Raw genomic sequence first — 10,808 nt, 5'->3', positions numbered from 1 at the left:
GTCATAAAGAATACCTCTTTTCTGACTACAATATAAAATCTAATTTGACATTATTTATGCCATATCACCAAATTGTCGGTATAGCGAATGCAAAAGTATATATTTTTTCAATATTACTTTCCTTTGTATCCATTTTACTAGTTTCCCATCTTGCTACTGTAATCGCATCAACACCTATTCTTTCAGCAAATTGTTTCTGAGATAAATTAAGTAGTTCCCTAATTAATTTAACATCCTCATCTATTCTATAATTCACCATAGATTTGATATCACCTCACAGCTTTATTCTAGCATACGCTAGCAAGAAGTTAAATGTAAACTTTTTATTAGCATACGCTAGTAAGAAGTTTTTTTTACTCTTTACAGTTTCGTATTTTTAAAACAAAAAAGAAGTATCTAGACTTCTCACAAAGTCTAAATACTTCTTTGATCTTCTCACAACTATTATTACTAACGTTTTGAGAACTGTGGAGCACGACGTGCTGCTTTTAAACCGTATTTCTTACGTTCTTTAGCACGAGGGTCACGTGTTACGAATCCGGCTGCCTTCAATACTGGACGATAATCATCACTTGCTTCCATCAAAGCACGTGTTACACCATGACGCATAGCGCCGGCCTGTCCAGTGTATCCACCACCATGTACGTTGATTACAACATCAAACTGATCTAAAGTATTTGTCAGTTCTAATGGTGATTTAACAACCATACGCAATGTTTCCAATGGAAGATATTCTTCCAAAGTCTTTCCGTTGACTTCAATATTTCCTGTTCCTGGGCGTAAGAATACACGAGCAATAGATTTTTTACGACGTCCTACACCATGATACTGAACGATGTTTGTATTTGCCATCTTCTATTCCTCCTTATCCTTTCACCTTTAATTCAACAGGCTTCTGAGCAGCATGTGGATGTTCGCTTCCTGCATAGACAAACAAATGTCCACGCATTACATCACCTAATTTAGTGTGTGGCAACATTCCTTTTACAGCTCTTTCTACCCATTCTACTGGATATTTTTCTTTCATTTCTTTGGCAGTACGAACTCGCATACCTCCAAAGTATCCAGAGTGGTTGTAGTACTTCTCTGTGTTCAATTTGTTTCCAGTCATATCGACTTTGTCCGCATTGATCACAATTACATAATCACCGCAGTCAACATTTGGTGTGTATGTAGGTTTGTGTTTTCCTCTCAATACATGTGCACAAGTAGTGGCCAAGCGACCTAAGGTTTGTCCTTCACCGTCTACTACATACCATGTACGTGTTACGTCGGCAGGTTTTGCCATTGTAGTTTGACGCATTCTCTTTTCCTCCTTGATTTCAGCGTTACCGGGGCTGAAACGGCCGAAGATTAGCCATGTACTATCTTATGCAAAAAGTAACGAAAAGTCAATCAAAATTACAGTATTATGTAATGAAAACACAATATACATTCTCTGATTAAAACTTTGAATATTCAGCTTTTCTTTTTGCTTTGTTTTTCTATCCCTATTTGAAAAGATGCCTCTAAAAAATCTATTGATCAAAAGACATCTTCTCTTGTTTATGTTAGTTCTGTGACAATATCATAGACATCCTGTTTTTATAGTTCTATGATTGTTCCTTTGTTTTGTTCAGCCGCTTTTTCCTGGATTTTTTGTGAACATACCAAATCCAGCACCGCAGAGCCTGTTGTGATAAATAAAGTCACCTCCTGGTCATTTTTACGACCATCGACTTTTCCTAAAAGGGCTTCTCCAAGCTCACCACTCACTTGATCTTCATGATAAATTCCTTTTTGAATCGGCTGCAACAAACTTCCACATTCTTTTAAAGCTCCATCTCGAGTATCAACATAAACACGATCGGCATGTGTCACCGTATATTCATTGATTTCAGCCATTTCAGGTGTATAAGAGCCAACTCCATTAATATGACATCCCGGTTTTACCAGTCTTCCATCAAAAGTCGCAACCTTAGCGGTTGTTACAGAAGTGATGATATCTGCATCTTGAATGGCTTCTTCACTGGATGCGGCGACTTCCAGACGGGCTTTGAATACACCTTTAAAGCGTTCTGTCATCTTATCCACAAATGCCTGCGCTCTTTCCTTAGATATATCAAATACCTTGACCAGTTCAATATCGCGAACATTTAAAACGGCTTCCAGCTGTGTTTCTGCCTGTCCACCTGTTCCAAACAACGCAAAGATCTTGCTGTCATGACGAGCTAACACATCCGTTGCTGCTCCGGCAATAGCTCCGGTACGTAAGCGTGTAAGATAGGTTCCATCCATCAAGGTACTGACCTGCCCTGTCTCGGCATCCAGGTTGACCATAGTAGCTGGCACAGAGTTAAGTCCTTTCTCAATATTTTTAGGATATACGGATACGATCTTTACCCCTAAAGCATTGGCTTTTGGTGCATATCCATACATGTACAAGCTTTGTCCTTCATGCTCAGGAACATCTAAATTGGCACGCAAAGGAATGTTGGCACTTCCTTCTGAATACATCTTCAAGGCCTCTTTATCGGCTTCGATGGCTTCCTTCATTGGCATTACTTCTTTGATATCATCTTGTGTAAGAATACGAATTTCCATTTTCTATTTCTCCTTGCTAAATGAACTTTTCAACATGGTTATAGCCGAATACAATACGACTATCACTACGACCCATAATAAAGCAGATACATCCAGGCTTTTGACCACAAAAGCGGCAACCAAAACGCCTAATACTCCAAAGGTGGAAGTAAACAATGTAATTTTACGTGAATAGCTATCCAGCTTTATAAACTGCATGGAACCAATCGGCACAGAAAAAGTACAGGCGCCCATCATAATAGGAAACGCAATTGATGGATTAAGTCCCATCGCATAAACCGTAGCCATCGTCAATGCATATGAACCGATACCGATATTGTTTAACGCTCCAAATAACATGCAAAGAAGCGCAAACAAAATCAAAGAGCCACCTTCTAAAGAGCTTAATTCTCCTCCACTTGGATAAATGCCAAATTTTCCTGCCAAGATCAGTCCGGCCGCAATAAAGAGTCCAGCTGCCACAAAACGTTTGATTTGATTTGCAGGCAGTTTTGTTACATAACGAGGAGATACATAGGCACCCACCACCTGACAAACGATTGCCGTGACCAGCGTCAACAAGCCAACCTCAATACTGGATATATAAGCCAGTGCCATCACCGCAACCGGAATCACACATTCTGTATTTAAAGTTCCCGGCAACTTCTTATCCGAAACCCATTTTGCTTTGGGATACAAACTTGATCCGATCGCAAAATCACTAATTCCAAACGTCGAAAGAAAGAACATGAAAAAAGACACAATGGCCATCGCAACAGGATTTCCCGGTTCCTCCTTCAATTCTTCTTTATGCTGCAGTACATCTAAGACAAAGCGAATCGCAAAAAGCCCATTCACCAACACCACTAAGATCAAGATCACTTGAACTATGTTGATTCCATCCATTCATTTCTCTCCTAATTTTTATAAAAAACATCACGAATATCCTTCGATTGATCCATGACCGGTAAATCTTCAATCTGATTCAGAATCTTGAGGCAATATGCATCATGCATGATATATTCTCTGGCAAAAAAAGACATCTCTCTTTTTTTTGTATAAATCGCATGACTCATTCCTTTTTCATCAAATGTCACATACAACATCGCTCGTCCGTCTATCGTCAACAAAAGCCATCTTCCATTCATATCTTCCAGCTTCTCTTTTTCATATCCATGACGATAAACATGCTTTAAGTTTGTTTTATACTCCTGTTTTTCATCATATAGGATGATCAAAACTTCTTTCAGTCTTCTTTGTACTTCTGCCAAAGCATGTTCCATTTCATCATTTAATTCCTGGGACCACAATTGGATCAACACTTGTTTTTTTGACTGCTTCAATAATTCCAAGCAGCGAACTTTTACAAGATTCCAGTCATTTAACTCCCATATTTGTTCATCTTCCCGAAGATACGAATCCAGTTCTATTTCACGTTTCAGCTTTGTTCGTGTTTCCTGAATTGTATTTTCCATCAAAGAACATACCATATCAATGGATTCTGCTTTATAAAGCTTTGTGCGCTTTGACTGACTAAAACAGACAATTCCCCTTCTCTCCAAGGATTCTAAGATATTGTAAACTTTAGAACGAGGAACACCGGAAGTCTTACTGACTTCATAACCCGTCTGCGGCCCATATTGTGACAATGTGACATACACTTTTGCCTCTGATTCTGTGAATTGAAAATTTTTTAATAATTCAATCACAGACATACCAAATCCTCCTAGTGTCAACCAAGGTCTTTCTTGTTATGCGCTACCTTAGGTAACTACTATAATTCTATTATAGTGCCTCTAAATATATTTTCAATATAAATAATATATTTTATATAGGTTTTATACATAATAAAAAAACCAGTATGTCAAACTGGTTTCTACATCATTGAAAAATCAACTTTTTTAAGTGTATCCACAATTTCTACGTCATACTTTAAAAGACTTTCATAAGCTTCAAGAAATAATTCTTTTTCCAGTCCAAACGGCTGATGAGCATCCATACCGATAATCGCTTTGTTTTTATATTGAGAAGCAATCTGCCAAAAGCGTGGATGTGGATAAGCCACAAATCCCATTTGTCTTGCCTTCTGGAATCCAAGTACGTTGTACTCTAAGGGAATCTCTAATTCTTTGGCCAACTTGCAGATACTATGAAAGCCCTCTTCCAGCTGATCATTCCATTTTAAACGCGGATTCAACAAGATCAATTCCGGATGCGCCAGGCAAGAATACATCCCTGTCTTAAGGCCCTCCAATGTAGATGTAAAATAATCTTCTATATGATTCTGCGGACAATTCCCGTAATAAATACCGGTTTCATCACTTTGATAATAATGATTGCCAAAGATCAGATAATCCAACTGTTTTTCTTTACAAAAGTTTTTTAACCAATCCATAGATTTTGGAAAGTATTCAGCTTCCAGTCCACAGAGGATCTCAATTTGATCCTGATATTTTTGTTTTAAGTCTAAAATACTTTTCTGATAGCCATCAAATTCTGTTTCCAACATGCGAATATGCGGATGAAAACCACTTGGATAATGCCAACAGGAATGATCTGAAAATCCAAGCGTGGTATAGCCTTCCTGTATGGCAATCTGTACATAGTCTTCATCGGTTCCCATCGCATGATGACATCGTGCTGTATGTGTATGATAATTTTTCATCCCTAATACCTCACTTTCATCAGATATAAGCCTTGTGGCGGCGCATTATATCGACAAACTTCTTTATTTTTTTCCAAAAGCATTTGTTGAACATCCAATGGTTGGATTCTTTGTTTTCCAACTTCGATTAAAGTCCCCGTCATCATTCGAACCTGATAGCGTAGAAAACCATTTCCTTCAAATAAAAAATGAACGTCTTTGCCTTTATTTCTTATCTCGATCAACCGCACATTTTTGATTCTTGGTTTTCTGGCATCGATTCGACTGCTGGAAAAGCTGGTAAAATCGTGTTCTCCTATAAGATAGAAAGCCGCTTCCAACATTTTCTCCATGTCCAGCTTTTGATACAACGGCGCTTTATATCGATAAGCAAATGGATCGGTGACATCATAAGTCGCAATATACGCATATTGTTTGGATTTACAGGAGAAACGAGCATGAAAATCTTCTGATGCGATTTCAGCACTTTGGATTCGTATGTCCTGTGGCAACAACGCATTCATAGCCTTTACATATTGCCATGGCTGCATAGCTGTCTCACTTTGAAAATGAAATACCTGGCCAAGCGCATGCACATGAGCATCCGTTCTGCCACTAGCCACAATTTCAACCGGACTTTTCTGTATTTTTTCCAATGCTTCTTCAACGATCGTTTGAATACCTAAAGCATTTTCCTGTTTTTGCCAACCGGCATAATTATAACCGTCATAAGCTACCGTACATTTTATGATCATAATAGCCAAATTCCTATGCAGACACCCAATATACAGACACTGCAGAACATGCCTAAACGATCGATGCCGTGCATTTTTAACACTTTGTACCTTGTTCTTTGTTTATTGGGATCATATCCTCTTGCCTCCATCGCATTGGCAAGCTGTTCAGCACGATCAAAGCTCGATACAAATAAAGGAACGATCAAGGAAAGGATCGACATTACCTTCTCTTTTAAGCTTCCATTTTCAAAATCGACACCACGGCTGGCCTGTGCATTCATGATGCGTTGTGTTTCTTCAATCAATGTCGGAATAAAACGCAAGGCAATACTGATCATCATCGCTATGATATGAGCCGGTAAGCCTATCTTTTCAAACGGTTTTAACAGCTTTTCAATTCCCAGCGTTAAATCCAATGGCTTTGTCGTTGCGGTCAAAATGGTCGTAAGCACGATCATGAACATCAGTCGCACGGCAATATATAGGGTTTGAAACACCGCATCGGAATAGACGGAAAACCATCCCCATTCGATCCATGGTCTGCCTGTTTTGATGACAAGGACATTGATTACCAGAAGAAAGATCATCATCCATATGATCGGCTTCATGGCACGCAGGGCAAATCGTATCTGCAGCTTTGATAAGAAAAGACAAGCTAAAATAAAAGCACCAATCACAACATAGCCTATAGCACCTGCCGGAATAAAGACCGCAATCATCACAAACAACAAGATCATGATTTTGGCTCTTGGATCCATCGCATGAACTTTAGAATCCAATGGCAAATATCGTCCTAACGCGATATTATTCATGGAGCATCACCTGCTCTCTAACACATTTCACCAGAGCATCCAACTCCAGAATCTCATCCGGTATCAAAAAGCCTTTTTCCTTCAACATCAGTTTTAAACGAATGATTGCCGGTGGATTGATTCCTACCTTGATCATCCATTCCGGATGTTCAAAGAATGTATGCACATCGCTTTCCTGTAACACTTTTCCATGATCCAGTACGATAACATGATCACAATAACGCATGACATGCTCCATATCGTGGGAAACTAAAAGAATGGTCTTGTTGTGTGTACGATTTAAATCCATAAACAAAGACATCATCTCTTTGGCTCCCTGAGGATCTAAACCGGCCGTTGGCTCATCCAATACCAAAACTTTGGGATCTAACACCAATATTCCGGCAATCGCCACTCTTCTTTTTTGACCGCCGCTTAATTCAAACGGAGATCTTTGTAGATACGATTCATCCAAACCTACCATCGGAAGAATCTTCTTTACAAGTTCATTGGCTTTCTCTTCTTCCACTCCAAAATTTTTAGGACCAAATGCTATATCCTTTTCAATCGTCTCTTCAAACAACTGATATTCCGGAAACTGAAATACCAATCCGACTTCTTTACGTAATGCTTTGACATCTTTGATCTTTAATAAAGGCTGAATATGAAATCCACAAATATCCAGGGTGCCGGCACTGGGAATCAATAAACCGTTTAAATGCTGCACTAGGGTGGATTTTCCGGAGCCTGTCTGTCCGATAATGGCAGTGACCTTTCCTTCAGGAATGCTCAAGTCAATGCCGTGTAAAGCACTGTGTTCAAAAGGGGTACCTGCATTATACACATGTTCTAAGTGGTTGATTTCAATTGACATAACTGTTTCACCACCTCTTCTAAAGTACAGACCGGTTGGTCTGTGATTTTTTCTTTGATCAATTCTTTTGAGAATTTTAATGCGAATGGAATATCCAGCTTCATTTCTTCCATCTCTTTGGCATGGGCAAAAATTTCCATAGGTGAACCTGTCATGGCTACTTCGCCATCTCTTAAAACAATGACAAAGTCACTTTGTGCCACTTCTTCCATATCGTGTGTAATGGAAAGAATCGTTCTGTCTTTTTTCGTATGAAGCTGTTTGATCTGTGTATTGATGCTGGCCTTTCCCTGAGGATCTAACATACTGGTTGATTCATCAAATACGATGATCTCCGGTTCAATGGCCAAAATTCCCGCAATGGCCACACGCTGTTTTTGACCACCGGAAAGCTTTGTAGGCTCACTGTCCAAATACTCCATCATTCCGACTTTTTGTGCTGAAGACTCAATAATAGCCTGCATCTCTTCCTGAGGAACACAATGGTTTTCCAAGCCAAAGGCAATATCGTCCGCTACGGTCGATCCGATAAACTGGTTATCCGGATTCTGAAAGACGATCCCCACATGATTACGAAGTTCATAAACACTTTCTTCATTGAGTGTTTTTCCTAATATGCGGATTTCACCACTTTTAGCCGCCAATAAGCCGATCAACAACTTTGCGATCGTACTTTTACCAGAACCATTATGACCGATAATGGTCGTATAGCTTCCTTTAGGTATCGAAAAGGAAACATCTTTTATAACATCATTTTGCCCATCATAGGAAAATGTCAGATTCATCACTTGGATTGCATCCATTTTGCACTCCTCCCAACTTGTTCATTATAGCGAAAAGTCTAACAGTTTAAAAGAAAAAGAAGGTTATCCCCCTTCTTTTTGTTGCATTTCACGCATCATTTTTTTAAATTCCCTGTAAAACAGAATTGCAGTCGTGGCAACGGCAATCGTATCCGCAATCGGTTCGGCTAAGAAAATCGCAAAAACCTTATCTGGAATCAACATCGGCAAAATATAGATCAAAGGTATCAACAACAACATTTTTCGCAATACAGCTAAAAAAGCACTGATTTTTGAATTTCCAAATGCGATAAAGCTTTGTTGGCAGGAAATCTGAATTCCCATCAATAAGACCGTGGACATGTAGATCCGTAAAGCCCAACAAGTGATTTCCGCTAATTCAGGATCATTGGTAAATATTGCCACAAACAACCCGGGAAATAATAAAACCATGGCCCATAAAATCGTCGAACATCCAAGACAAGCCAGTGTTTGAAGACGAAAAGCGCGTTTCACACGATCCGATAACTTTGCTCCATAGTTATAGCTGATGATCGGCTGCCCACCTTGTGTAATTCCCTGCAGTGGCAACATGGCAAACTGCATCACACTGGACAGAATGGTCATCGCTCCGACCGCCAAATCACCACCATATCTTAAAAGTGAGGAATTGAAACAAAGAACCAGAACACTCTCTGTTGCCTGCATCAGGAAAGGAGCCACACCTAAGGCAATACATGGAAGCATGATAGATGCGCTCAAACGAAGATTCTTTTTTTGCAGGCGCAAAACACTTTTAGAAGAACATAAAAAGTAAATAGCCCATGCGGCACTAAAAGCCTGTGAAAGTACCGTAGCTAAAGCAGCTCCCTGTACACCCATGCCAAAGCCAAAAATAAAGATCGGATCCAGCACGATATTCGTAACCGCACCAATACATACGGTAAACATGCTTATCAAAGAAAATCCCTGGCAGGATATGAAGGCATTGAGTCCTAATGTCAATTGTACGAAAATCGTACCAATCGCATAGATTTGTATATAGCCCATGGCATAACCAATCGTATTGGCACTGGCACCAAATAAATACAATAGTGGTCTGGCGCCGATCAACATAGCTATAGTCAGAAGAATCGTAATGATGCATAAGGATACAAAGCTGTTTCCCATGATTTTCTCGGCCATATCGTTTTCTTTCTTTCCCATGTAGATACTGGCTCTGGGAGCACCACCCATACCAAACAGATAGGCAAATGCACTTACGATCATGATTAATGGAAAACAAACACCTACACCGGTCAAGGCCACACTGCCTACTTCCGGAATATGCCCAATATACATTCGATCCACCATATTATAAAGGGCATTGACAACTTGTGAAGTAATGGCCGGTACCGCAAGAACCCACAATAAATGTCCAATAGGTTCTTTGGCAAGATTTACTTCTTTCGATAATGTTAATTTCATTCGATCACCCCAAATACTTAAGCATATTAAGTTTATACCTGGCAAAAATAAAAGACAAGACTCAATCTTGCCTCTTATGCCAAAAACTCATTTTCTTCCTGCGCAGCTTCAGATTTAACAGGAACATCGACAATGACTGTATCCTCATCCTCCGGTAGTAAGAACGCATCCAGTTCTTTTTTCCGTTCTCTATCCAAATGAAGTTTAGCCAGTACTGCCGTCAAAGCAGCCGCAACAGCCGCTAATGCCAATAAAACCTTGATCCATTTACGCATTCTTTTTCCTCCTTGCCAGAGCGATACCATCTCCTACATTATAAAATTCAACTTGGAAATCTTCCAGCTCTGTTAAAAAATCATGGTATGCACGAATTTTCCGTACCAAGCTTTTTGTGTTTCGATTGTTTGTACGTTCCGGATGTTCTACCAGTCCATGAAAATTCATGTTGTCTGTGAGTATTATACCATCTTGCGCAAGCAATGGGGAAAATTTGTTAAAAAAACGTGTGTATTGTGCTTTGGCCGCATCAATAAAAATACAGTCAAATACGCCTTGTACTTCTACCTCTAAAGCATCTCCTTCGATTAACGTAATTTGATTTTCAAGCCCAAGATCCTGGATATTTTTTTTAGCCTGTTCAATCATTTTAGGATCTCGTTCAATCGTAACCACACGGATACTTTCATCCAACAAGGCAATTTGAATAGCGGTATGAGCAATAGCAGTTCCAATTTCTAAAAAAGAATGACAATGATATTCCAGAAATTTTTCTTTTAAGAACTGAAAGCCTTCATCTTGTATAATAGGTACTGCATTCTCTAGCGCATAGTTTTTAATAGTCTCTAACTTATTCATACATAGGCTCCCTTATAAAAAAGGAAGTAGATTGCTCTACTTCACAAATTGTACGATTGCCATCGGTGCCGCATCCCCTTTACGGATACGTGTCTT

General features: G+C 39.4%; 14 protein-coding genes. All 14 read right to left on the bottom strand.

Annotation, left to right across the window (positions count from 1 at the left end; genetic code table 11):
• Positions 1–64: 64 nt before the first annotated feature.
• The gene (locus U0M88_RS01840) at positions 65–259 is read right to left on the bottom strand and encodes a helix-turn-helix domain-containing protein (RefSeq protein WP_331868722.1); all 195 of its coding nucleotides are present in this window, start codon (positions 257–259) and stop codon (positions 65–67) included.
• A gap of 191 nt (positions 260–450) precedes the next feature.
• The gene (gene rpsI, locus U0M88_RS01835) at positions 451–852 is read right to left on the bottom strand and encodes a 30S ribosomal protein S9 (protein ID WP_022790764.1); all 402 of its coding nucleotides are present in this window, start codon (positions 850–852) and stop codon (positions 451–453) included.
• A 13-nt stretch (positions 853–865) separates the two neighbouring features.
• Entirely contained in the window at positions 866–1,303 is a 438-nt protein-coding gene (gene rplM / locus U0M88_RS01830; RefSeq protein WP_022790763.1) for a 50S ribosomal protein L13, read from the bottom strand.
• A gap of 281 nt (positions 1,304–1,584) precedes the next feature.
• Positions 1,585–2,583: an ornithine cyclodeaminase family protein gene (locus U0M88_RS01825; RefSeq protein WP_331868721.1), complete on the bottom strand. Its 999-nt coding sequence runs from the start codon at positions 2,581–2,583 to the stop codon at positions 1,585–1,587.
• A gap of 3 nt (positions 2,584–2,586) precedes the next feature.
• Positions 2,587–3,468, bottom strand: a complete 882-nt coding sequence (locus U0M88_RS01820) for a hypothetical protein (protein WP_331868720.1) — start codon at positions 3,466–3,468, stop codon at positions 2,587–2,589.
• A gap of 11 nt (positions 3,469–3,479) precedes the next feature.
• Complete coding sequence (locus tag U0M88_RS01815) at positions 3,480–4,277, bottom strand: TrmB family transcriptional regulator (protein ID WP_331868719.1); 798 nt, start codon at positions 4,275–4,277, stop codon at positions 3,480–3,482.
• A 161-nt stretch (positions 4,278–4,438) separates the two neighbouring features.
• Positions 4,439–5,227 carry a histidinol-phosphatase gene (locus tag U0M88_RS01810; protein WP_272006127.1) on the bottom strand — a complete coding sequence of 263 codons (789 nt, stop codon included), beginning with the start codon at positions 5,225–5,227 and terminating at the stop codon, positions 4,439–4,441.
• A 2-nt stretch (positions 5,228–5,229) separates the two neighbouring features.
• Entirely contained in the window at positions 5,230–5,961 is a 732-nt protein-coding gene (gene truA, locus U0M88_RS01805; protein WP_331868718.1) for a tRNA pseudouridine(38-40) synthase TruA, read from the bottom strand.
• On the bottom strand, positions 5,958–6,755 hold the full coding sequence (locus tag U0M88_RS01800; protein WP_117446436.1) for an energy-coupling factor transporter transmembrane component T family protein: 798 nt from the start codon (positions 6,753–6,755) through the stop codon (positions 5,958–5,960). Before U0M88_RS01800 ends, truA begins: the two co-directional genes overlap by 4 nt.
• Positions 6,748–7,608 carry an energy-coupling factor transporter ATPase gene (locus U0M88_RS01795; RefSeq protein ID WP_331868717.1) on the bottom strand — a complete coding sequence of 287 codons (861 nt, stop codon included), beginning with the start codon at positions 7,606–7,608 and terminating at the stop codon, positions 6,748–6,750. The genes U0M88_RS01800 and U0M88_RS01795 overlap by 8 nt, the downstream gene beginning before the upstream one ends.
• Complete coding sequence (locus tag U0M88_RS01790; RefSeq protein WP_331868716.1) at positions 7,584–8,411, bottom strand: energy-coupling factor transporter ATPase; 828 nt, start codon at positions 8,409–8,411, stop codon at positions 7,584–7,586. Before U0M88_RS01790 ends, U0M88_RS01795 begins: the two co-directional genes overlap by 25 nt.
• Positions 8,412–8,474: 63 nt before the next feature.
• Entirely contained in the window at positions 8,475–9,857 is a 1,383-nt protein-coding gene (locus tag U0M88_RS01785; RefSeq protein WP_331868715.1) for an MATE family efflux transporter, read from the bottom strand.
• Positions 9,858–9,931: 74 nt separating this feature from the next.
• On the bottom strand, positions 9,932–10,132 hold the full coding sequence (locus U0M88_RS01780; RefSeq protein ID WP_331868714.1) for a hypothetical protein: 201 nt from the start codon (positions 10,130–10,132) through the stop codon (positions 9,932–9,934).
• Positions 10,125–10,712, bottom strand: a complete 588-nt coding sequence (locus tag U0M88_RS01775) for an O-methyltransferase (RefSeq protein ID WP_331868713.1) — start codon at positions 10,710–10,712, stop codon at positions 10,125–10,127. Before U0M88_RS01775 ends, U0M88_RS01780 begins: the two co-directional genes overlap by 8 nt.
• Positions 10,713–10,808 lie beyond the last annotated feature (96 nt).

Source organism: Faecalicoccus sp. (assembly GCF_036552745.1).
Taxonomy (GTDB): Bacteria; Bacillota_I; Bacilli_A; order Erysipelotrichales; family Erysipelotrichaceae; genus Faecalicoccus.
The sequence above is the reverse complement of the archived record's forward strand: the minus strand, read 5'-3'. Positions and strand labels throughout refer to the sequence as shown.

Excerpts from the sequence above, each read along its gene's own strand:
- U0M88_RS01840 (WP_331868722.1), bottom strand. The coding sequence starts at position 259 with ATGGTGAATTATAGAATAGATGAGGATGTTAAATTAATTAGGGAACTA.
- rpsI (WP_022790764.1), bottom strand. The coding sequence starts at position 852 with ATGGCAAATACAAACATCGTTCAGTATCATGGTGTAGGACGTCGTAAA.
- rplM (WP_022790763.1), bottom strand. The coding sequence starts at position 1,303 with ATGCGTCAAACTACAATGGCAAAACCTGCCGACGTAACACGTACATGG.
- U0M88_RS01825 (WP_331868721.1), bottom strand. The coding sequence starts at position 2,583 with ATGGAAATTCGTATTCTTACACAAGATGATATCAAAGAAGTAATGCCA.
- U0M88_RS01820 (WP_331868720.1), bottom strand. The coding sequence starts at position 3,468 with ATGGATGGAATCAACATAGTTCAAGTGATCTTGATCTTAGTGGTGTTG.
- U0M88_RS01815 (WP_331868719.1), bottom strand. The coding sequence starts at position 4,277 with ATGTCTGTGATTGAATTATTAAAAAATTTTCAATTCACAGAATCAGAG.
- U0M88_RS01810 (WP_272006127.1), bottom strand. The coding sequence starts at position 5,227 with ATGAAAAATTATCATACACATACAGCACGATGTCATCATGCGATGGGA.
- truA (WP_331868718.1), bottom strand. The coding sequence starts at position 5,961 with ATGATCATAAAATGTACGGTAGCTTATGACGGTTATAATTATGCCGGT.
- U0M88_RS01800 (WP_117446436.1), bottom strand. The coding sequence starts at position 6,755 with ATGAATAATATCGCGTTAGGACGATATTTGCCATTGGATTCTAAAGTT.
- U0M88_RS01795 (WP_331868717.1), bottom strand. The coding sequence starts at position 7,608 with ATGTCAATTGAAATCAACCACTTAGAACATGTGTATAATGCAGGTACC.
- U0M88_RS01790 (WP_331868716.1), bottom strand. The coding sequence starts at position 8,411 with ATGGATGCAATCCAAGTGATGAATCTGACATTTTCCTATGATGGGCAA.
- U0M88_RS01785 (WP_331868715.1), bottom strand. The coding sequence starts at position 9,857 with ATGAAATTAACATTATCGAAAGAAGTAAATCTTGCCAAAGAACCTATT.
- U0M88_RS01780 (WP_331868714.1), bottom strand. The coding sequence starts at position 10,132 with ATGCGTAAATGGATCAAGGTTTTATTGGCATTAGCGGCTGTTGCGGCT.
- U0M88_RS01775 (WP_331868713.1), bottom strand. The coding sequence starts at position 10,712 with ATGAATAAGTTAGAGACTATTAAAAACTATGCGCTAGAGAATGCAGTA.